This is a genomic window from Carboxydocella sp. ULO1 (assembly GCF_002049255.1).
Classification (GTDB): Bacteria; Bacillota.
The window spans coordinates 81,348-101,442 of the sequence record NZ_BDLQ01000007.1 but is presented as its reverse complement, the minus strand read 5'-3'; the positions used below and the strand labels follow the sequence as shown (position 1 = coordinate 101,442).

The following is a 20,095-nucleotide window of genomic DNA, read 5'->3' as shown; positions in this document are numbered from 1 at the left end:
GTTTATTGTAACAGCACAGGCGCTACTTACAGAGCAGCCCGCTTGGCAGAGTAGCAGTCACGGCAATAGACAGGACGATCTTCTCTGGGCATGAAGGGAACTTGAGTTTCGGCACCGCACTCAGCGCAAACAGCAGCATAGGTTTCCCGCTGAGGTCTTTCGGTCCGGTTGTTTTTGCGAGCGTTCCGGCAGGAACGGCAGCGCTGGGGTTCGTTTTCGAAACCCTTTTCGGCATAGAATTGTTGTTCACCAGCGGTGAAAACGAATTCCTGCCCACAGTCTTTACACACGAGAGTCTTGTCTTGGTACATGTAGAAATCCCTCTTTCCTGAATAGGTATTATTCCCTTCGCCCAGGTAATATGGCTATTACTCAAGCAAAGGTATAATCTTATTATAGCTGGTAATTGATGAAAGTGCAAGAGGAAAGAGGAATTATTTTTTGCGGTCAAAGAAAATGGCATCGAGAATGAAATTATTATCCGCTTCATAAGTCCAGACAGCTTTTCGGGCCTGTTGCTGAAATTTTATCTGACTGGCCAGTTCCTCTTTTGTCTTTAAAGCCAGCTCCAGCATCGCCTGATCTTTCTCTCTGATTGTGGTCATGAGATCGCTGTAAGCAGAAATATTATTTTCTTGGACATTTCCTAGCCATTGCAATAAATCTCCGCGCTCCGTCAATAAGCCTTCCAGTTTATCTATTTCTTTATTCAACAATAGAGTGATGATCTCTTCTGTTAAATCGAGGAGACGGATCAGCACCCGTTCTATCTCATTTTGCCACATTCAGGCCACCTCGGACCATGCTGTTATTGTTGTTTTTTGCAATCAGGGCAGCCTGGGCAAAAGCCTCTTTCAGTTCTTTGAAAAAACCAGTAACCTCATTAATGATAGTTGCATCTTTTTTAATATTGGCTTCAATTAAACGACGATTCATATAATCGTAAAGAGCTGCTAAATTTTCCGCAATGGGATAACTCCTGTCCAGGGTTGCCAGTAGTTCCAGGACTATATTTTGGGCCTTTACCAGGTTGGTATGAGCTTCACTGATATCCTTCTGCTCTATTGCCTGAACAGCTTTTTGACAGAACCTGATCCCACCATCCAGAAGCATTAAAAGGAGTTTTTCCGGGGTTGCCGTGTTTATTTGGTTATCAAGATATTGTTGATACGGATTGGTTACTGTCATTACTTAATCCCCCGCTTTCTATTTTCCGCCACCAAACTGGGAAGCTAACCAGCTGCTTTGTGCGTTCATCATGTTAATAGCCCGCTCTAAAGCTGCAAATTGTCGATAGTAGCGGTCTTCTTTTTCTTTTAAACGATCTTCTGCTGCGCTAATTCTGTTATTAATTTCTTTAAGTTCTTTTCCAAGGGTGCTATTATCAACCAAACTATATGTGTAAATTGACCCCGCTTTAGCTGAAAATTTGTTGATTTGGTTGCTGATCTCATCATATAAACGTATGGCTATCCCTTTTTCCGCTATTACTGTACTATCCTTACGGAAAATGTTCATCACATCATCAGGGTTGGTATTCAGTTTTTCTCTTAATTTCGACTCGTTCAAATAAAGTTTGCCATTTTCCTGATATAAGCCAGTAGTAATACCAATCTGGGATAACTGGTTGAAACTACTGGGTAGGCCCTGGATAATACTGCTTAACACACTCCTCATCCCACCCAGCGCAGAACTTATTAAACTATCTCCTTTCAGCAAGCCGCTTCGGGCTTTTTCTTCCCATTTTTGTTGCATAGTTTCGGAGAGCTGTTGCCGCTGTTCGTCAGTCAAAGGCAGGTAATCCTTATAACGCTCTTCCGAAAACTTTTTGTTAAAAAGCTCAATAGTTTCATTGTATTTGTCAACAAAACTTTTTATTTTGGCTACTACCGAATCCACATCAGCATTAACACTAATATTAACCGGTGTAGCAGATTCGCTTTTTAAATCTAAGGTTATACCAGCGATTGTAACCTGATTGCTGCCAAAGGTTAAATTGGTTGCATCATTAAAATCAATTATCGCATTTTTCCCTATGACTTTCGTTGTATCATTATTTGCAGCATCAAGGGATACATTGAGTTTTAAAGTATTGGTTAAAAAATTGGCACCGTCACTGCCTGCTACTGTACCGGAAAAATCGATTTGTGCTGTCGCTCCAATAGCAGTAGTTACCAAATAAAGTCTGTCTGTTGTAGTGTCATAAGAAGCATTAACCCCTGCTCCCGCAGCATTAATTTTGCTCACAACTTGATTAATATTATCACCGGCATTAATTGTAATATCTTTACCATTTAATCGAAAAGTTAAATTAACCGCTGTCAGACTCTGACTGGGATTAGTCGCAACCCCCAGTGCCGCTGTTGATGATTTGCTTGCTCCCTGGGCCAAACTATGCACAGTCACTTTATAATTACCTACAACTGCTGCTGAACTGGCATAGGCTTGAACGACCTTTTCATCTGCAGATGTTGCTTTTTTGGCCCGAAAAGTCCCTTCCAGTTTCAGGTTAAAAACTTCATTACGTAATGCAGCCAGTGCCGAATTCAAACTGCGATAATCTTCTTTTTTCCATTCGATAATCTGTTTCTGCTGTTTTAATTTATCGACTGGTATTCGTTCTGCTTTCATTAAATCTTTGATGATTTGATCTGTATCCAGGCCTGTAGCCAGACCTCCAATCCGCAAGTTACCGCTCATGGTATTCACCCACTTTCAAATCAGGCCTTTTTGTCTACAATAATTCCGGCTAGCTCCCAGAGTTTTGCGATGATGTCCAGTAATTTTTTGGGTGGAATCTCCCGTATAACTTCTTTTGTTTTATCATCAATCACCGAAATGACCACTTGATTAGTCGGTTTGTGTACTTCATATTCAAAATGTCTTTCTGATCCTTCCAAAACTTTATTTGCCTTTTCTATAACCAGCTGCAACATTTGCTCCTGGTTTTCAATCTTCATATCAGTCTGCTGTTGACTTTCTTCCGGCAACTTCGCTTCTTTATTAATCCTGGCTGGCTCAATATTATTAACATTATTAACCACCCGATTATCAATCTTCATGATAATCCCTCCGCACAATTATCCTTAAATTTATTATCGTAAACAACCCAAAAAAAACAAATGCCATCTGGCTTAAATAACTCTTATTCTCATTATTTTTTAGCTGTTCTAATGGCTTTTTTTATAACATTGACTACATAATCGATTTCAGTTTCAGATAAATTATTATGAAAAGGTAGGGCTACAGTTTTGCTGGCTATTTTTTCACATACAGGAAAATCCCCTTTGCGGTATCCAAATGTCTCACAATAAAAAGGTTGTAAATGTATGGGTTCAAAATAAGCCCGGCAGGCAACCCCTTCGGCTTGCAATTCATGCATAAATAACTCCCGGTTAATATTTTCCGCTAATGTAATCACATAAACAAACCAGCTTATTTTATTTTCCGGTTTTACTTCAGGTATCTTGATTTCATCCAGCTCTTTTAATCGCATATTATATTCCTGTGCTACTTTTTCCCTCTTGGCCATAATCTCCTCAATCCGGCTCAACTGAGCTAAACCCAGGGCACAGCTCATCTCATCCATTCTGTAATTATAGCCCAATCGTTCATGTATCAGCCAGCGTCCCTCTTTACCCCGGCCCTGATTGCGCATAGAACGGCAAAGTTCGGCAATATCATCCCTGTCTGTTACGATAATCCCACCCTCACCGGTGGTCATCTGTTTGTTGGGATAGAAAGCAAATACCGCTGCTTCCCCAAAGCTTCCTGCTTTTCTGCCTTTATATTCGGCTCCTATTGCCTCACAGGCATCCTCAATAATCGTGAGATTGTATTTGGCAGCGATCTCTCGGATTCTATCCATTTCACAACACTGTCCAAAAACATGGACCGGTAAAATAGCCCTGGTTTTTTCAGTTATGGCAGCTTCAATCTTGTTTGGGTCCAGATTATATGTCTCAGGTTCAATATCCACAAACACAGGGCGAGCGCGCTCAAATAACAGGCAGTTGGCACTGGCAACAAAACTAAAAGGGGTAGTAATTACCTCATCCCCTTCCTGGATCCCCAATGCTCTAACTGCCAAATGCAAGCCACTAGTACCACTGTTAACAGCGATGGCGTGTTTTACGCCTGTATATTCTGCCATCCGGGTTTCAAATTCAATCATCCTGGGCCCTAAAGCTAATTGCCCTGAGCGTAAAACCTCCACAACCATGTCTATTTCCCTCTCCGTTATATCCGGAGCTGAAAGCGGTATCTTCATCTAGTTTACCTCCGTTTCTCAAGCTGTCTGGCCGGAACCCCCACTACCGTAGATCTGGGCAGAACATCGGAAATCACCACAGCACCAGCTCCTATCACCGCCTCTGCCCCAATTTTTATGTTTTGAATAACGGTAGCACCAATACCAACATGGGCACCCCGGCCAACCTGGACTTTACCAGCCAATCTAGCACCGGGCGAAATATGTACATTATCTTCAATTATATTATCATGTTCAACTATGGCTCCAGTGTTGATTATTACATTGGAACCAATTTGCACATCGGTGTTAACAATACTGCCAGCTGCAATTACATTATTGACCCCCATTCTGACAGTAACACTAATCAGGGCTGATGGGTGAATGGCATTGATGAATTTCAGTCCAGCTTTTTTTGCTTGTTCAGCCATTTGCGCCCGCGCCTGATTGTCTCCGATAGCAATTATACAGTCTGTATAGCCAGCCTCCTTTAATCCCAGCAATTTTTCGATATTACCTATGACAGGTATATTTTTTATTTTTTGCCCGAACAATTGCGGATTCTGGTCTACAAAAACAATATCCTCCCACTGGGATTGTGCTAAAACTATATCCAGCACCACCCGCCCATGCCCACCAGCTCCTACAATAATCAACTTAGCCATTTTAACCCCCACCATTAATAGGCTATCTGTTTATTTAATAAATCCCGATTTATCTCAATTCTGGCCAGTAAATCTGCAACTCTTGGGCCGGTTTTACCATCTCCATATGGATTATCATAAGTTCGACGCCCATCTTTAAGTGCTTTTATAATAGCAGCATAAATCATTTCCTCATTATAATCGACATCAATCACATTCGTTGCTCTCTCTCTACCAGCTTGACGAGATCCAATATTTATAACCGGTAAACCGCAGCTGGGGGCCTCAATAATTCCACTGCTGGAATTTCCTATCAACACAGCAGCAATCTGCATTAAACCCAGAAAATCGGCAGAAGGGATGCTGGGAAAGGTTTGCAGCCAGGCCCTATTTTGGTATTGCCTAATTATTTCCAGCATCCGCAGGTGCCCGGCATCGGAATTGGGATGGATGAGAATAGTTGGCAACTGTAGCCGTTCCAGCGCCCGCATTGTCTGTTCCATTTGCCAGCCTGCCTCAGTATATTCCCAGTTGACCGGATGCTGTAAAACCAGTAGCAAAGGCCTTTTCTCATCGATCCGATATTTTTGTACGAGAATTTCTCTGGCGGTATATTGTTTATTGATAATATAATCCAACCCGGCTGCTCCGACGACATAGATATTTTCCGGTTTTTCCCCCATTTTAATCAGTCTTTCTCTGCTGCTTTCAGTGGCAGGAAAGTGAATATGGGCCAGTTTGGTAATTGCATGACGGACCGACTCATCGATCGTTCCTGAAACTTCTCCACCATGTAAGTGGACAACAGGAATACCCAGGTGAGAAAAAACAATGGCTGCAGCCAGCATTTCCCCCCTGTCCCCCAGTACCAGTCCCAAATCAGGTTCAAGCTGACCTATTGCTTCTGTCAACCCCAGAATCGCCCGACCAATAGCCTTTGCCATCTCGTCTGGACCGTCCGTTTCAGAGAGAATGGGTACTTCCGCTGCTATGGCAAAACCATCTTGCCTGATTTGTTCAATAGTCCGCCCAAAACGGGTGTGCAAATGCATACCTGTTACTATTAACTGCAAACTTAATTCCTGGTGCTGGCTGATAGCTGTCAAAATCGGTTTATAAATACCATAATCGGCTCTGGTGCCGGTAATTACAGCAATTTTCCTCATAATTCACCTCAAAATCATTCGAGCATATCCCAGGTCAATGGCTGATCGGGTGCAATATCCACTTTTGCCTTTCTGCCAATGACCTTGCTATATAACCCTGGTTCAATCCCAGTACCCGGTCTCTTAATAGCAATCATATCTTCTCGAATAGTCACCCCGCTGGGAATAAACTGACTGGAAACGATACTCTTTCGTGCTACAAGTTTATTGGCCGTCTCTATTTCTGTACATTCCTTCCTTTTGTTGCCCAGTGCTTTTTCTACATTTCTGATTTGCCGTACCATTAAAGTTAATTCCTCGGGATTGAGGGAAGCCTGCTGGTCTGGGCCCGGCAGGTTTTTGTCCAGAGTAAAATGCTTTTCGATAACGATCGCTCCCAGGGCAACTGCAGCTACTGCTACTTCCGTCCCCAGTGTATGGTCGGAATATCCTACCATCGGCCCAAACTTTTCTTGTAGTAAGTTGATCGCTCGCAAATTTACTATTTCTACAGGAGTTGGATAAGCAGTTGTGCAATGCAATAAAACAAGAGGGCAGTTGGAAAGTATTTGAACCGCTTCGGTTATTTCTGATAAATTAGCCATCCCCGTAGATAAAATAACGGGTTTGCCAAGGGAGTTGATTTTATGCAAAAAAGGCTGGTTATTCAAATCTCCGGAACTGATCTTAAACAACTCCACCCCTAACGAATGTAGAAATAACAAACTCTCTTCATCAAAAGGTGTAGACATGAAACGGATTCCCTTAGCCTGACAGTAGGCAAACAGCTCATAATGGTCCTGTTCACTTAACTCAAGTTTTTTTAACATAGCAAACTGGGATTCCCCGGTTTCAGTAGATTTCTTCTGGTAATCTGCTTTTGGCGCATTTCTGGTCACCAGTTTCTCTGCTTTAAAAGTTTGAAATTTGATAGCATCAGCCCCTGCTGCAGCTGCCACATCTATCATTTTTTTCGCTAATTGCAGGTCTCCATTGTGATTAACCCCTGCTTCAGCAATGATAAAAACTGGCTGTTCGGGCCCAATTTGCCTATCCTTTAATACAATCATGCGCATTTCCTCCTGACTCTCAGTCAGTCGCCCGTTTGTACAGTAAACCTAATCGATATAACATTTCTTTAATCTCTGTTTTAGTCAGCAAGGGTCCGGCATCGGAACGATAGGCCTGATACTGACCTTCGGTATTATAACTGGCCGGATCGATACTGGGGTAAATAACAAACATACCGGGTAGTTCCACTGCCCGTGTAGCCTCATCAGCTGTCATCAATTCTTCATGGGGTTTTTCTCCAGCTCGCAAACCAATAACCTCGATTCTGATATCCCTGGCTGTATAATTATGTTTTGGCGCAACCTCTTCGATTATCACTTCCGCCAGATCTCCCAGCCTTAAAGCTGGCATTTTCAGAATAAAGGTCTCCCCGCCCCGAGCGATTTCTCCTGCTTTCAGGACCAGTGCCACTGCCTCGGGAATGGACATCATAAACCTGGTCATCTCCGGATCAGTTATAGTTAAAGGTCCACCCCGGGCAACCTGTTGGATAAACAAAGGAATGACTGACCCCCTGGACCCCATAACATTGCCAAAACGCACACAGGCAAAAACAGTTTTCCTGGCTCCTTTATAGTAATTGGCAGCAGCCATGAGTTTCTCTGCTAATAGTTTGGTTGCCCCCATGGTATTGGTAGGATTAGCTACCTTGTCTGTACTGATGGCAATTACCCGTTCCACTTCTTCATCAAGAGCACATTCAATAATATTCTGGGTACCAAGGACATTGGTCTTAACTGCCTCAAAGGGATTATACTCACAGGCAGGAACATGTTTCAGAGCCGCCGCATGAAAAACAACATCAATCCCTTCCATAGCCCGTTTGAGTCTTTCCTTGTCCCTGATATCCCCCAGTAAATAGCGGATATTGGTATGTGAACGAAACTCATGTTGTAGTTCAAACTGTTTCGATTCATCCCGACTATAAAGGCGAATAACTTCAGGCTGAAATTGCAAAAGCTGCCTGACCAGTTCACTGCCAATCGTGCCTGTTCCCCCGGTCACCAGGATGCGTTTTCCTTTATAAATCTCTTCCATCCTCTTGCCGCCTCCTTAAGGCAAAACGCCAGTAACTCGCCAGTGGTTCATGCCGCCAACCAGGAATATATGCTCCGCCTTCCGTACAGTTCCAGAGTAATTCCTTTCCAGGAAACATAAGGGCATAATTCTCAAACCATTTGAGGTAAGAAAACAAATTGAGGGAAGTAGGTACCTTACCCCGCTGATCATAACCATCTACCCAGAGTAAGCTATGATCCGCGATTATCTGCCGTGCCGCCACCGTATCTGCTGCATGACTGTAACCGTCTGTATAAGCCAGGTCCTGTCCAACCAGGCCAACAGAGGATGCACCCAATTTCACCAGTAGATCCAGTAAACAGGTAGCTACTGAGCCACCGGTTAAAATAAGGGGTTGATTGCGTTTCTCTGCTTCCAGTTCCGCAGGTACAAACCCTTTTTGCCAGACAATATACCTTGGCCCCTGATAACTGGCCACTACAGAATGATTTGCCGTTGAAAGATAAAACAAAGGTGGAAGTGGTAAATTAATTTCTACATTAAATTGTTCACTAATTTTTTCATTGGGGTCAGAAATCATTACCAGGTCCGGTATTATACCTGCCTTAACCAGGGGCTTCAGGGCTGTACCCACTGTCGCAATTTTAATAGAGCCTTCTGCAGCAATTTCTTTTAAAATCGAGAGTTGTTTGGTTAGAGACGGTCCTGCCGAGACCAGAAGAACAGGGCTGCCGTTGATGAATTTATTGCAAGCTGTAAGACCAGGATCGTTTAAAGTAAGATTGTGAGCAAAATTTTCTTCAAGTAACTTTTTCTGATTTTTATAAGCTCTCTGTTGTAAAAGATAACTTTCCAGGACTTTTTTAACTGGTGACAGAGCCTCAGACATCAGGGCCAGAGAATGATTGTGAATAAAAACCATATTTTCAGGAGCCAGAAGCAAAGGTAATAATATATTCTTTATTTCTTCTATATTTTCACTGCAATAGATTTTAACTCTCTCGGACAGTCTGAGCAGGTGTTGTTCTTTTATCCAATTATAGAAGTGCGGGTTAAATTCCCATACTGTTATAGGAAAATCGGGGTATTGTTCAGCCAGAATATGGACATGATAACCCAGCCCCAGCCCGATTACCACCAGGGCCTGAGGGTGACCGGTCATCATCTCTGTCCAGCCTTTAACCCACTGCTCGGCTTCACGTAAAGGGTCGTATTTACTGTGTAAATAGATTTCCTTATTTCCCTCTCTGATTTTTACCGTCGGCAAACCAGTTCTGCTTATAATTTTCTCCCAGGTAATGCTCATTAATTATCCAACCACTCTTCCAGGACTGGTACAATCTCATATTCCAGCAGATCGCCCAGCAGAATATAATCGCGGTTAGCGAGAGCTGACTCCAGTTCCGAAAAATGCATAGTTAATTTGCTTGGATCAATCTCTGTTAAAAGGCCAAATTTTTGCAATTCACTTACAGCAGTGATAACCCACTCTAATCCTTCAATGGCTGCCGGCAGTAATTGCATGGCACTGGCTTCATCAGCAGTATGAAATTGCTCGGCAATTTTTTGACAACCTGCAATCAATTTGGGCAGATATTCCGCCAAACTGGCCATGGTTTCATTTAGTAAATCTTCTTTATTCATCTGCATTATCCTCTCTTAGTTTTTCAATAATCTCAGTAACATAAATAACAGCCTTATTGATGGAACGGTAAAGAGCCTCTGATTTATCCAGAATTCTCTTAGTCCGTTCCACAGCCGTTTCCCTGGCTGGTTCCAGATAGAGATGATTGATGCGGAAAATTTCCGGCATAATGGCAAAATGTACTAAATTACTCTTTAACAACTCATTCAATTCCTCATCTATTTTATCCAATTTAGTCAGAATTTTGGCATTAACATGTTCAGTTTGCCGGGAAACCCCCTTTAATAAGTCAAGTGCCTTATGACATAATCGCTCTACTTGTTTTAGTTTAACCATTTCCTCCTCGTAACTTTTCTCAATCCTGTCCCTAACCTGTTCCGGTTCAATATCTTGCAAATAGAGACTGGCCAGGTGAGCACGGACATCCCGGTTACAATAGCGTTCGATAAACTCTCTAAAACTAATGTGTTCCATTCCTTCGATGTAAACTCCACCTTCAGTAGCATTATAAACCGGTCGCAGGTCCCCGTAGACTTTTCGCATGGTCAGCAGCTGGTCTTCAAATTGTTTCTTCATGTTGAGAAAAGGATAATCGGTAATAACTTCTTCTCCATAAAAACCTTTAGTACGCAAATATTTTTTACCATCCACTTTTTCCGGTTCCAGCTGTACTTCTTTAAAATATTTGTTTCCTTCTGCATGGGATTTATTGCCTGTATAGGCCAGGTCCTGGCCAATAAAACAAATCGGCCCCGAACTAATCTGTCTGGCCAGGTCAAAACAAAAATTGGCTACTGAAGGACCGCCTCTGATATAGCCCAGAGGCTCTCCATAAACCTGGTCAGCCCATTCTGCCAGTTGCTGGTTATCGCTATTAAAAACCACTTTTATACCCCTGTGTTTTGCCGGAATCTCTTTATGCACAATCAAAGCATAATATAAGGGAATATCATCAATTTCTATCCCTTCAAAATGTTTCAGGTTAGCTGTGCTGCCATCAATGGTTACTACCAGATGGGGTTTAACTCCCCCGCTTAACAGAGGATTAATGGTTGACCCTGCAGCTATAATTAATGCTTGATCTTTAATTTTCTTTAATAATTCGAGCTGTTTATTTAAAGATGGCCCTGACGCAGCAATTACCACAGGGCAATCCAGTTTTCCTGCCAAACGCCGAAAAGGTATTGATTCCCAGGAAAAATAGAGATTAGACAAAAAATTATCCTGCCAGGTTTGGGCAAAATACTTGATAGTATTCAAATTTACCAGTTCCAGTTTGCTTACTTCCAAAACCAGTTTTTCCAGTTGATTTTTTTCCTCAGGCAAAAGTTTGTCATAATTGGGAGAACATAAAACTTCCACTCGACCTGCATATTGCAGATTAATTATAAAGCGCAAATGACGTTCAATTTCCATGCGTTCAAATCCAACCAAAATAAGTACGCGCTCATGCGCATAAAACTGGTGTAAATCAATAAATTTAGCTGCTTCTAGAAAGAGTTCAGCAACAGGTTCTATGATCAGCAAAAAATCATTTTCATCCAGGTGTCGCAAAAGTTCTTGAGCAAAATACCCTGCACCAAAACCGAATAAAATGTGTAAATGGTTTTTTTGGTAATGAACTTCTGCCCAACGTTGAGCCTCTTTAATTGGATCATAGCGGCTGTGCAAAAACAAGCCATTGACAATTACATAAGGTTGACCTTTTTTACTGTTCAGTATATTGATTTGAAACTCTTTAAATTGACTATTTTCTAGTTTGATTATTTCTCCCATTTCCATTTCTCCTTAAAACTAATACTAAAATAGGCAACCTGTAAAGGCTGCCTATTTTAGTATCAATCATAAACTTATTACCGGAGTAACTGCAGAACCCCTTGCGGCTGCTGGTTGGCCTGCGCCAGCATTGCCTGAGCAGCCTGAGTCAAGATGTTGTTCTTGGTGAATTCCATCATTTCCTTGGCCATATCTACATCACGGATCCGGGATTCAGCAGCTGTCAGGTTCTCAGCACTGGTATCCAGGTTGTTGATGGTGTGTTCCAGCCGGTTCTGATAGGCACCCAGCTTGGAACGTTCGGTAGATACTTTGGTAATGGCGTTATTTACTACTGTTACAAAGGAAGTAAAGTTACCGTAAGTAGACAAACCGCTGATTTTAGCCTGGGTTAAATTAGCATCCAACGCTGATGCATTCATTGCATTAATAACTAGCTTGATATTTTGTCCGGAATTGGCTCCTACCTGGAAGATATAAGAGTCATTCTTCTGGAGCAGTTTTTGGGTGTTAAATTCAGTATTAGCTGCAATACGATCAATTTCCTGCTTCAGTTGCAATAATTCATCCTTGATGGCGCTTCGGTCTGCTGTAACGTTGGTATCATTGGCCCCCTGTACTGCCAGTTCCCGCATCCGCTGCAAGATAGCATGGGTCTCGTTCAGAGCACCTTCAGCAGTCTGGATCAGGGAGATACCATCCTGGGCGTTCCGGGAAGCCTGTTGCAGACCCCGAATCTGACCCCGCATTTTTTCGGAGATGGAAAGACCAGCAGCATCATCTCCAGCTTTGTTAATGCGCAGACCGGAAGAAAGTTTGGCGATCGAGTTGGAAGCTGCAGCAGTATTAGCAGTCAACTGCCGATAGGTGTTTAGAGATGCAATGTTGTGATTAATTCTCATAATTTTTCATCCTCCTTGATATTATTTTTCGGCATCCATGCCGAAATTTTTCCCGCCGTCATCCGGCCGCTATGACGGTGGGTGATTTGCTCAATAATATTATCGTAAGATGATAATTTTTATTTACATCGTATTTCAGAAAATATATGCATTCTAGATTGTTTATAAAAAAATATCTCCTGATTACTCTGATTGACAACTTATTTTAAGATTTTTTGCATCTCCGCCAAACTTTCTAAATTTACCCCCTGAGCTTCCCGGTTGGTAACTACGATCGCTTCATAAACCTCCTTCCGCCAGACCCCAATTTCTCTGGGAGCAGAGATGGCCAGTTTCACTCTATCCCCCTTGATTTCCACCACTTTTACTTCAATCCCTTCCCCCAGAACCAGGGACTCACCTGCTTTCCGACTCAGTACCAACACGGGTTTCACCCCCTTGAGCGGCTGGCAGCAAATAGTGGCGCACTGAATAGCGTTTGTCTTCCAGCACAACCTGTTTGGCCAGCCCTTTGCGCGCATTTATTAGTACAGGCGCCTTTAAATTCACACTGATTTCTTTAATATTTTCCGGAATCCGGACAATCAATAAAACCCGCAAATCCGCCGGTTCCTCAATTTCCAGTAATTCCAGTTCTTCCGGCGGGAAAACAGGATGATAGTCTGCTAAAATTGTGCCAGGTTCTACTACCACAAAGGCCGGTTCCGGACTGTTTACCGCCTGCAGCCAGAAGAAAGGACCAGGGTTGTTCTGGTCATGCAACACCACATATTGTTTGATATCTTCAAAACCCAGAATAGGGCCAATAAAATTAAGAATATCTTCCTCATTTATTTTAATGACGCCAAAAGCTTTGGTGGTAATTTCCATCCCAATTCCCCCTATTTGCGTATGTCTACAACGCTACCGATAAATTCTATTTGCAACTCTGGTTTCTGGGCCAGGTAGATTTCCACTTTGCCCGGTTGATAATCATGGATTACCTGTCCCGGCCGAAAACTAATTTCCACCTTTCCCGGTTCGATCAAAAGCTTTTTACCTCCACTAACAGTGATTTCCGGTCGTGACTGAGGAATGAAGGCAATGTTGAACTCTGCCGGCGGTGGATTAGCAACAGCCTCAGCCTGCTCGGCCAGGGGATTACCCTTATGTTCAATAGCGGCCAGTTCATCTCCTTCTTCTGCCCGCCTTCCAATGCCCTCTAATACCAGCTGTTTAGCCCGCTCCGCCTCATCTCGCGTAAGATCAAACACATTCTTCAATCCAGTTTCAGCAAAACAGGGATATTGATTGATTTCCACCCGAAAAGGCTCCCCTACCATTTCCGTTTTGGTAGGTTGAGTTGTAATCTCAATCCTAGCCGGTATCTGTTCCAGCCGTTGCTGTGCCGGAATGGCATTTATTTCAATTCGTGGCCATACATGAGTTATGCGGAATTGCATGGCTCACCACTCCTTTAAAAAAAGCCAGTGTTAACCACTGGCCTTAAAATTAGCGCAAAAAGTCCACTAATGTAGGCTGAATAATCCTGGCCCCGGCCGCCAGAGCTGACCGATAAACTTCTTCCTGCATTTTAAGCTCAGTTATTACTTTGGCAGTGTCTATATCCTCAGTCTTGGTTAAAAGCGTGCTGAAGTTTATATAACCATCTTCCAGTCGGCTTTGGGCTAGTTGAAAACGATTGGTCCGCGCTCCTACTTCAGCCCGAATCGACTGATTTTTGTTCAGCCACTGGTCAATAACCCCAATCTGGGCCGACACTCCGGCCGTGTCCCCTGCCAGCAGTTTGCTTTCCAAATCTGATAGCGCCTTAAACACACTGTCGGTATTATCTCCAAACACCTCGGCCCCGCTAACATTCACCGGCACCGTAACTCCCGGACCGATTTCATATTTCATCACCGCTGTATTGCCCTGCCAGGTCCCATTGTCATAGGGCTTAGTAGTAGTTTTGGTGCCGGCGAAGAGATAGCGGCCGGCTACCTCCGTATTGGCCACCGCCTCGAGGTGCTGGCGGATCTGAGCCACCTCCCTGGCAATGGCATCAAGGGACTCCTGGCTATGGGTTCCATTGGCCCCATAGACGGCGAGCTCACGGGCCCGCTGTAAAGCCTGGCCGGCCTCATTCAAGGCGCTATCTGTATTTTCCAGCCAGGTCAGGCCGTCAGAAACATTCCTCTGATACTGGTCATTTTCCGTCAGATTAGTCCGCAGCCGCAGGGCATAGGTTAAACCTACCGGATCATCAGAAGGGCGGTTGATCTGGCGGCCACTGGACAGTTGTTCCTGCAGGCGGTCCATTTCCCGCATACTGCTGCTGAGATTTCTACGGAAGGTATTGATCATCATCTGGTTAGTTACGCGCACAACCCTTCACCTCCTATCGGGTTACCCCCATGCCATTGATGATTTTATCCAGCATCTCATCGATTACCGTTACCAGCCGGGCAGCCGCATTATAGCCATGCTGGAAACGGATCAGATTGGTCATCTCTTCATCGATGGACACTCCGACCAGGGACTGGCGCCGGTTTTCCAGCTGATCCACCAGCAATTGCTGGTTTTCCACCATACGGCTGGCTTCCTGGCTGTCTACCCCTATTTTCCCCAGCTGGGAGCGATAGAAATCATCCACAGTGCCAGTTACATTGGCATTGGCCCAGCCAAAGGTAGCAGCCCCCTGGAAATTGCGCTCCTCAATGGTGATTTGTTTATCCAGCCCCTTGCTTCCTGCCTTTACTTCCAGTACATACTGGCCAGAGGCAGGGGGTTTTTCCACCAGAGAAGCTGTCAGATCCATTCCTTGAGCCAGAGCCTCACTGTTGATTTTGGCCAGCAAATCATTGACTGTCACTATTCCAGCCGGAGTCAGGGCGTCTGCCCCGGCGCCGTCGGTGATACTGATAGTAAAGGATTTGTCACCCTGTTTAAAGACCAGGGCTGCATTGGGCTGGAAATCCGCTAAATTAAACAGTCCGCCCAGGATATTAGTTGTGCCGGAATAGGCGACTGATGTGAGCCCATCGGCTCGGGTGGCGTAGGGCTTTTCTGTCTGCCAGGTGCTGAGCAGCCCGCTTTGACCTTTGGTCAAATCCATTAGCTGTTTATGTTTCAATTGAGCAATCTCCAGAGCATTTTCGCCATCCCCCGCTTCCGGAGTGTTGCCGGCCGCAATGGCATTGAGGCTGCCCAGAATGGCATCATCCACCTGCATAGCCTGGGCCAGGGAAATTCCACTGGGAGGATACACCCCTTCCACATAGGGTTTGAAGAAGTTGTTATTCTGATTTCCGGTCAGGTCATAACCGCCCCGGTGCAGCTTATTGGTCTCTTCCACAATGGTTTTAGCCATCATATCCAGTTCTTTCCGCAACTCGGGAATAATCCCCTTGAACTCACCTGTGGATGGATCGGAATAACCCCGGGCCTCCAGCAAGCCCTGAATTTCCCCGGCACTGAATCTGACCGGTTGCCGGTCATCAGCCCAGACCACATCCACAAAACCATTATTGGCCGGATTGGCTACTGCCTGCAGCAAGGAAACCTGACTGCCGGTTACGATCTCCCGTCCGCCAATAGATACATTTACCTGACCCAGTTTATTTTCACTGATGCGAATATCAGCGATTTTGGCCAGTTTGTCCAGCAGCAGATCCCGCTTGTCCCGCAGGTCATTGGCCCGGTCTCCCTGAGCCTCAATTGGCAAGATTTGAAGGTTAATTTCCGCAATCTGCTGGGCGATGGAGTTGATATCCTGTACCTTGACCTTGATATTATCATTCAGGTCAGACTGCAGCTCCCGGTAGAGCTGGTCCAGATGGTTAAAGGTTTCCGCCACAGCTATCCCCCGCTGGCGGACAACAGAACGCACCGCCAGGCTCTCCGGATTTTTGGACAGCTCCTGCCAGGCTTGCCAGAATTGATCCAGAACATTGCGCAAACTGGCATCAGAAGGTTCATTCAGTATGACCTCGATTTTTTGCAACGCATCCCGTTTAGCTTCCCAGTAGCCCAGGTTTTTATTCTCTGTGCGGATCTGGGCATCAATAAAGCCATCCCGCAAACGCCGGATCTCCTCTACTGCTACCCCGGTTCCTACCTGACCCGGTGAAGTGGGGCGATTCATCCCCGGTACCGTATAGGGCGCTTTTGCCCCCAGTACCGCTTCCTGGCGGGTATAGCCGGGGGAATTGGCATTGGCAATATTATGACCGGTTACATCCAGGGCCCGCTGCTGGGCCTGGATGGCTGAACGGGCTATCTCCAGTCCAAAAAATGTGCTCCGCATCTCCTCACACCTTCTTGTCAAATAATCGCGCCGGTGGCCGCTCTCCCGGGTTATTTCCCTCTTTGCCATGATAGACCGGCAAATCCTCCTGCCCGGCCAGCAGGTTAACGGTAAAGTCCAGGTACTTCAAGGACTGTTGCAACAGTTGTTTGTTTTGTTCATTCACTTTGCCCAGGTCCTCCAGGACATGGGTCAGCTCCACTGCAATCCCCTGCAGGCGGGAAGTATCCCCAGCCCCCAGTTCCAGCAGTTTGGAAATAGTAAGCTGCCGGTCTTCCAGCCCCAGTTCAGTTGCCAGCGCTTCCACCAGTTGATTGCGGGCTTCCTCCAATTTTCCAACCTGAACCACTAGCTGTTCTTCCTGAGCCACGATTTGCTCAATAACCGGCAAATCCCCTCTCACCAGCGCTTCCTGTTTTTCTCTGGCCAATGACAAAAGCCGGCCGTAGACATCCCTCTGCCCGGCCAGCACCTGTGTCAATTCCTGCAGAACCCCGGCTGCTGTTGCCATGGGGCCACCACCTTTCCTAGACCAACTCGTCTACCAGTAACCGTCCCAGCATTTTATCGGCAATCTCTTGCGCTGACACGTTATAAGTACCGGAACGAACGGCTTCCCTCAATTCCGCCACTTTTTCCTCCCTGACCTCCGGTGCCTCTTTTACTGCCGCCAGGGCAGCTTGCAGCGCTTTCGCCTCCGGAGAAAGCTGGGCCTGGTCCCGCCCCTCCCCGGCTGCCGTTCCGCCAGTTTTAACTGTTCCCTTATTAACAGGTTTTTGACCATAGGCTTTTAAAATATATTGAATTTGCTGGTTGGAGATTATCATATCCTTCACCGACCTTAAATGCAAAAATTGTCCTGTCAATTAATCGAAGAAAAAAGCCAAGACCTTAATTTGCATTCCTGGCCATAAAATTAAAATATTTCTTTCTTCCTCTCGTTTTCTTATTTTTCCTCTCTTCTCATGCTGGCAGTGTGCATTTTGGCTCTATGTCCCTTGATTGTCCTGTTCACATTCTGTTCCAGTTCTTTCGCACAACGCTGGCATATTCGCCCCATGTTGAAAGGCGCCCCGCATCTCTGACAGGTTAGGCCTTTGATGGCCAGACGGCCTTCCCGTAAATAAGCCAGCACTTTTTCCGGTTTTACCCCCAGTTCTCTAACTACATCATCCACCGTTACTCCGGGATGTTCCCAAACATAATCCCGGATGCGGGAAAAAATTGCTTCCTCTCTGTCCAAACATTCCGGGCAACGCAAAGCCCCGGCGGACATAAACAGTTTGCCACACTCTTCACAGTTTTTTAGTTCCATTTTCATCCACCTCCCCCTGGCCAGTAGCCCAGGTGATGACATTGACCTCCCTGGCGCCTGCAGCAAGTAAAATACGACTGCATTCCTCTGCTGTCGCTCCCGTGGTTAAGACATCATCCACCAGGATTATCTTTCTCTCCCTTACCACATCAGGGTTGAAGAGACTAAAAGCATCTCTCAGGTTATATAAACGGGCTACCCGCCCCAGTTTACTCTGCGGTCTGGTATCCCTGGTCCTCACTAGAACCTCCTCTACCGGTAAATGCAAAAACCAGGCCAGATGCTCCGCCAGAACAGCACTCTGGTTAAACTTGCGCTCCAGGATTTTTTGCGGTCCCACAGGTACCGGTACTACCAGCTGGCTGCCTTTAAAGCCAGGCTCCGCCAGTACCGTTTCTGCCAGCCAGTGGGCCATATGCCAGCCCAGAGAGCGACGGCCCTGGTACTTGAACTCATAGAGGACTTTTTGCCATATCCCCCCATAAGGGCCAGTACCTCTGGCGACCTGAAAATAGCCTTTGCTCTGGCAAGCCGGACACAATCCCTGATAGCCCAGGCGGCCGCAGCGGGGGCAGTGCTGTTGTTGCCGCATCAGTTTATACTGGCGGCGACAGGTAGGACAGGGATGCCATTTCATCCCTACTGTGCCGCAAAAAGGGCAGGGTAATTCCTCGGGAAACAGCCAGCGGCCTATTTCTTTAATAACAGGACGTAAAAGTCTACCCATTTCCTTCACCTTCCCTGCCTATTCGGTTCAAGTATCTAATACTCTCCAGGGCCTCCCGCATTGCCCCCGTTTGCTGTGCTGCCAGCCAGATTACCCGACCGCCGGGGCGGTCGGCAGTACGGCCCACCCGGCCACTGATCTGAATCAAGGCTGCCCGTTCAAAAATCCTTTCCCGGTCAGCTCGCCAGACTATTACATTTACGCCAGGAATGGTTATTCCCCTTTCCAGCAAGGTGGTAGTTACCAGGGCCTGCAATTGCCCTGTCTTCAGGGCGGCTATTTTCTCCTCCCGCGCCGGGTCCGCCGCCCATACCCCACTGGCGGCAATTCCCTGTTCCTTTAACCAGTTGCTTAACTCCCGGGCCTCGCGAACCGAAGCCACGAACACCAGCCAGGGCCCCGCCTGCTTCAGGCAGAGCAACAATTCCTCCCGGCTATCAGGGAGTACTTCCGGTTCCGGCAGCGGCTGCCCGTGATGGCGCAGGGGCAAATAAAAGAGGGTGCGCGCCTGCCGCCTTCTCTCCACGTCTTTAAGGTCAGGAGTAGCTGTCATGGTCAGCATTTTACCACCGGGCGACAAAGAACGCTCTACTCCTAGCTCCAGCCGTTCATCCTGACGGTAGGGAAAGGCATCTACTTCATCGACTATCACCAGGGCAAAGCAATGGCGAAAGCGCAACACCTGATGGGTGGTAGCAACCACCAGAGCCCCCGTTCTGGCCAGTTCCGGTTGTCCCCCATAATGAAAGGTGAGATCAACTGCCGGAAAGGCCTTTTTAATCCGTTCCTGCAGGTCCACCACAATTTCCCGCCGCGGTACTGCCAGTAAGGCCCGCTGACCACGGTTCAAAGTCAGGGCCAGGGCGGGGAATATTACTTCCGTTTTCCCCGCCCCGCAGGCGGCCCATAACAGGGCCTGTTTTTCCGGAGAAAACCGCAACCAGTCCAGGATTCCCGCCGCTGCCCGCTTCTGAAACGGAGTCAGGGTAAAATCCAGCTTTACCTTGAAAGCAGGTTGTGGTGGGGTTAGCTCCCCGGCGGGAAACAACCACAGGTCCGTGCAGGAAGTAATTAATCCCATATTTGCACAGGCCTCACACCAGCCATGGCTTGCCCGACAAAGAGGGCAGGAAGCAGGATCAGTCAACACAGCTCCGCAGCGCTGACATCGGCCCTGCTCATTTTCCCCCTTCAGTCTTACCGCTCCTAAAGCCTGGGCCTGCTGGGGTGTTAAACCGATTTTCTTCAGCTCCTGGGTTGTTAACAATCGTCCCGCCGGCTGGATTTCTCCCTTCATCCCCCTACCCCTTTAC

The 20,095-nt window shown here is 46.1% G+C and carries 24 protein-coding genes; all 24 read right to left on the bottom strand.

Annotated features, from left to right (window positions below):
- Positions 1-26: 26 nt before the first annotated feature.
- The 24 genes from ULO1_RS01295 to ULO1_RS01180 all read right to left on the bottom strand — a co-directional run bounded on the left by ULO1_RS01295 (position 27) and on the right by ULO1_RS01180 (position 20,079).
- Positions 27-311, bottom strand: a complete 285-nt coding sequence (locus ULO1_RS01295) for a zinc-ribbon domain containing protein (protein WP_078665863.1) — start codon at positions 309-311, stop codon at positions 27-29.
- A gap of 123 nt (positions 312-434) precedes the next feature.
- Positions 435-785, bottom strand: a complete 351-nt coding sequence (locus ULO1_RS01290) for a hypothetical protein (protein ID WP_079932787.1) — start codon at positions 783-785, stop codon at positions 435-437.
- Positions 772-1,188, bottom strand: a complete 417-nt coding sequence (fliS, locus tag ULO1_RS01285) for a flagellar export chaperone FliS (RefSeq protein ID WP_079932784.1) — start codon at positions 1,186-1,188, stop codon at positions 772-774. Before fliS ends, ULO1_RS01290 begins: the two co-directional genes overlap by 14 nt.
- 18 nt (positions 1,189-1,206) lie before the next feature.
- Positions 1,207-2,700 carry a flagellar filament capping protein FliD gene (fliD, locus tag ULO1_RS01280; protein WP_079932781.1) on the bottom strand — a complete coding sequence of 498 codons (1,494 nt, stop codon included), beginning with the start codon at positions 2,698-2,700 and terminating at the stop codon, positions 1,207-1,209.
- Between the two features lie 20 nt (positions 2,701-2,720).
- Entirely contained in the window at positions 2,721-3,062 is a 342-nt protein-coding gene (locus tag ULO1_RS01275) for a flagellar protein FlaG (RefSeq protein ID WP_079932779.1), read from the bottom strand.
- Positions 3,063-3,154: 92 nt separating this feature from the next.
- Entirely contained in the window at positions 3,155-4,270 is a 1,116-nt protein-coding gene (locus ULO1_RS01270) for a DegT/DnrJ/EryC1/StrS aminotransferase family protein (RefSeq protein ID WP_078665868.1), read from the bottom strand.
- A gap of 5 nt (positions 4,271-4,275) precedes the next feature.
- Positions 4,276-4,914 carry an acetyltransferase gene (locus ULO1_RS01265; protein WP_159446808.1) on the bottom strand — a complete coding sequence of 213 codons (639 nt, stop codon included), beginning with the start codon at positions 4,912-4,914 and terminating at the stop codon, positions 4,276-4,278.
- 14 nt (positions 4,915-4,928) lie between these two features.
- Complete coding sequence (gene neuC / locus ULO1_RS01260) at positions 4,929-6,059, bottom strand: UDP-N-acetylglucosamine 2-epimerase (protein ID WP_242946635.1); 1,131 nt, start codon at positions 6,057-6,059, stop codon at positions 4,929-4,931.
- 14 nt (positions 6,060-6,073) lie between these two features.
- Positions 6,074-7,108: an N-acetylneuraminate synthase gene (neuB, locus tag ULO1_RS01255; protein WP_174183002.1), complete on the bottom strand. Its 1,035-nt coding sequence runs from the start codon at positions 7,106-7,108 to the stop codon at positions 6,074-6,076.
- Positions 7,109-7,127: 19 nt separating this feature from the next.
- Positions 7,128-8,138: a UDP-N-acetylglucosamine 4,6-dehydratase family protein gene (locus ULO1_RS01250; RefSeq protein WP_078665880.1), complete on the bottom strand. Its 1,011-nt coding sequence runs from the start codon at positions 8,136-8,138 to the stop codon at positions 7,128-7,130.
- Entirely contained in the window at positions 8,131-9,435 is a 1,305-nt protein-coding gene (locus ULO1_RS01245; RefSeq protein WP_079907186.1) for a motility associated factor glycosyltransferase family protein, read from the bottom strand. Before ULO1_RS01245 ends, ULO1_RS01250 begins: the two co-directional genes overlap by 8 nt.
- On the bottom strand, positions 9,435-9,773 hold the full coding sequence (locus tag ULO1_RS01240) for a hypothetical protein (RefSeq protein WP_078665873.1): 339 nt from the start codon (positions 9,771-9,773) through the stop codon (positions 9,435-9,437). Before ULO1_RS01240 ends, ULO1_RS01245 begins: the two co-directional genes overlap by 1 nt.
- On the bottom strand, positions 9,766-11,550 hold the full coding sequence (locus ULO1_RS01235; protein WP_159446807.1) for a motility associated factor glycosyltransferase family protein: 1,785 nt from the start codon (positions 11,548-11,550) through the stop codon (positions 9,766-9,768). The genes ULO1_RS01240 and ULO1_RS01235 overlap by 8 nt, the downstream gene beginning before the upstream one ends.
- A gap of 77 nt (positions 11,551-11,627) precedes the next feature.
- On the bottom strand, positions 11,628-12,452 hold the full coding sequence (hag, locus tag ULO1_RS01230) for a flagellin Hag (RefSeq protein WP_079932771.1): 825 nt from the start codon (positions 12,450-12,452) through the stop codon (positions 11,628-11,630).
- Between the two features lie 200 nt (positions 12,453-12,652).
- Entirely contained in the window at positions 12,653-12,877 is a 225-nt protein-coding gene (csrA, locus tag ULO1_RS01225) for a carbon storage regulator CsrA (RefSeq protein ID WP_078665876.1), read from the bottom strand.
- A complete protein-coding gene (fliW, locus tag ULO1_RS01220; RefSeq protein WP_079907181.1) occupies positions 12,849-13,322 on the bottom strand; it encodes a flagellar assembly protein FliW in 474 nt (157 codons plus the stop codon). The genes csrA and fliW overlap by 29 nt, the downstream gene beginning before the upstream one ends.
- 11 nt (positions 13,323-13,333) lie before the next feature.
- Positions 13,334-13,894 (bottom strand): DUF6470 family protein, encoded by a 561-nt coding sequence (locus ULO1_RS01215; protein ID WP_078665878.1) that lies wholly within the window; start codon positions 13,892-13,894, stop codon positions 13,334-13,336.
- A gap of 49 nt (positions 13,895-13,943) precedes the next feature.
- Positions 13,944-14,819 (bottom strand): flagellar hook-associated protein FlgL, encoded by an 876-nt coding sequence (gene flgL / locus ULO1_RS01210; protein WP_078666080.1) that lies wholly within the window; start codon positions 14,817-14,819, stop codon positions 13,944-13,946.
- Positions 14,820-14,832: 13 nt separating this feature from the next.
- The gene (flgK, locus tag ULO1_RS01205) at positions 14,833-16,740 is read right to left on the bottom strand and encodes a flagellar hook-associated protein FlgK (RefSeq protein ID WP_159446806.1); all 1,908 of its coding nucleotides are present in this window, start codon (positions 16,738-16,740) and stop codon (positions 14,833-14,835) included.
- A 4-nt stretch (positions 16,741-16,744) separates the two neighbouring features.
- On the bottom strand, positions 16,745-17,251 hold the full coding sequence (locus tag ULO1_RS01200) for a flagellar protein FlgN (protein ID WP_079932766.1): 507 nt from the start codon (positions 17,249-17,251) through the stop codon (positions 16,745-16,747).
- 16 nt (positions 17,252-17,267) lie between these two features.
- Positions 17,268-17,567, bottom strand: coding sequence for a flagellar biosynthesis anti-sigma factor FlgM (flgM, locus tag ULO1_RS01195; RefSeq protein WP_079907177.1), 300 nt, complete (start codon positions 17,565-17,567; stop codon positions 17,268-17,270).
- 119 nt (positions 17,568-17,686) lie between these two features.
- Complete coding sequence (locus ULO1_RS01190; protein WP_079932763.1) at positions 17,687-18,061, bottom strand: hypothetical protein; 375 nt, start codon at positions 18,059-18,061, stop codon at positions 17,687-17,689.
- A complete protein-coding gene (locus ULO1_RS01185) occupies positions 18,036-18,782 on the bottom strand; it encodes a ComF family protein (protein ID WP_079932761.1) in 747 nt (248 codons plus the stop codon). Before ULO1_RS01185 ends, ULO1_RS01190 begins: the two co-directional genes overlap by 26 nt.
- Positions 18,775-20,079, bottom strand: a complete 1,305-nt coding sequence (locus ULO1_RS01180; RefSeq protein WP_079932759.1) for a DEAD/DEAH box helicase — start codon at positions 20,077-20,079, stop codon at positions 18,775-18,777. The genes ULO1_RS01185 and ULO1_RS01180 overlap by 8 nt, the downstream gene beginning before the upstream one ends.
- Positions 20,080-20,095: the final 16 nt, after the last annotated feature.

Excerpts from the sequence above, each read along its gene's own strand:
- ULO1_RS01295 (WP_078665863.1), bottom strand. The coding sequence starts at position 311 with ATGTACCAAGACAAGACTCTCGTGTGTAAAGACTGTGGGCAGGAATTC.
- ULO1_RS01290 (WP_079932787.1), bottom strand. The coding sequence starts at position 785 with ATGTGGCAAAATGAGATAGAACGGGTGCTGATCCGTCTCCTCGATTTA.
- fliS (WP_079932784.1), bottom strand. The coding sequence starts at position 1,188 with ATGACAGTAACCAATCCGTATCAACAATATCTTGATAACCAAATAAAC.
- fliD (WP_079932781.1), bottom strand. The coding sequence starts at position 2,700 with ATGAGCGGTAACTTGCGGATTGGAGGTCTGGCTACAGGCCTGGATACA.
- ULO1_RS01275 (WP_079932779.1), bottom strand. The coding sequence starts at position 3,062 with ATGAAGATTGATAATCGGGTGGTTAATAATGTTAATAATATTGAGCCA.
- ULO1_RS01270 (WP_078665868.1), bottom strand. The coding sequence starts at position 4,270 with ATGAAGATACCGCTTTCAGCTCCGGATATAACGGAGAGGGAAATAGAC.
- ULO1_RS01265 (WP_159446808.1), bottom strand. The coding sequence starts at position 4,914 with ATGGCTAAGTTGATTATTGTAGGAGCTGGTGGGCATGGGCGGGTGGTG.
- neuC (WP_242946635.1), bottom strand. The coding sequence starts at position 6,059 with ATGAGGAAAATTGCTGTAATTACCGGCACCAGAGCCGATTATGGTATT.
- neuB (WP_174183002.1), bottom strand. The coding sequence starts at position 7,108 with ATGATTGTATTAAAGGATAGGCAAATTGGGCCCGAACAGCCAGTTTTT.
- ULO1_RS01245 (WP_079907186.1), bottom strand. The coding sequence starts at position 9,435 with ATGAGCATTACCTGGGAGAAAATTATAAGCAGAACTGGTTTGCCGACG.
- ULO1_RS01240 (WP_078665873.1), bottom strand. The coding sequence starts at position 9,773 with ATGAATAAAGAAGATTTACTAAATGAAACCATGGCCAGTTTGGCGGAA.
- ULO1_RS01235 (WP_159446807.1), bottom strand. The coding sequence starts at position 11,550 with ATGGGAGAAATAATCAAACTAGAAAATAGTCAATTTAAAGAGTTTCAA.
- hag (WP_079932771.1), bottom strand. The coding sequence starts at position 12,452 with ATGAGAATTAATCACAACATTGCATCTCTAAACACCTATCGGCAGTTG.
- fliW (WP_079907181.1), bottom strand. The coding sequence starts at position 13,322 with ATGGAAATTACCACCAAAGCTTTTGGCGTCATTAAAATAAATGAGGAA.
- ULO1_RS01215 (WP_078665878.1), bottom strand. The coding sequence starts at position 13,894 with ATGCAATTCCGCATAACTCATGTATGGCCACGAATTGAAATAAATGCC.
- flgK (WP_159446806.1), bottom strand. The coding sequence starts at position 16,740 with ATGCGGAGCACATTTTTTGGACTGGAGATAGCCCGTTCAGCCATCCAG.
- ULO1_RS01200 (WP_079932766.1), bottom strand. The coding sequence starts at position 17,251 with ATGGCAACAGCAGCCGGGGTTCTGCAGGAATTGACACAGGTGCTGGCC.
- flgM (WP_079907177.1), bottom strand. The coding sequence starts at position 17,567 with ATGATAATCTCCAACCAGCAAATTCAATATATTTTAAAAGCCTATGGT.
- ULO1_RS01190 (WP_079932763.1), bottom strand. The coding sequence starts at position 18,061 with ATGAAAATGGAACTAAAAAACTGTGAAGAGTGTGGCAAACTGTTTATG.
- ULO1_RS01185 (WP_079932761.1), bottom strand. The coding sequence starts at position 18,782 with ATGGGTAGACTTTTACGTCCTGTTATTAAAGAAATAGGCCGCTGGCTG.
- ULO1_RS01180 (WP_079932759.1), bottom strand. The coding sequence starts at position 20,079 with ATGAAGGGAGAAATCCAGCCGGCGGGACGATTGTTAACAACCCAGGAG.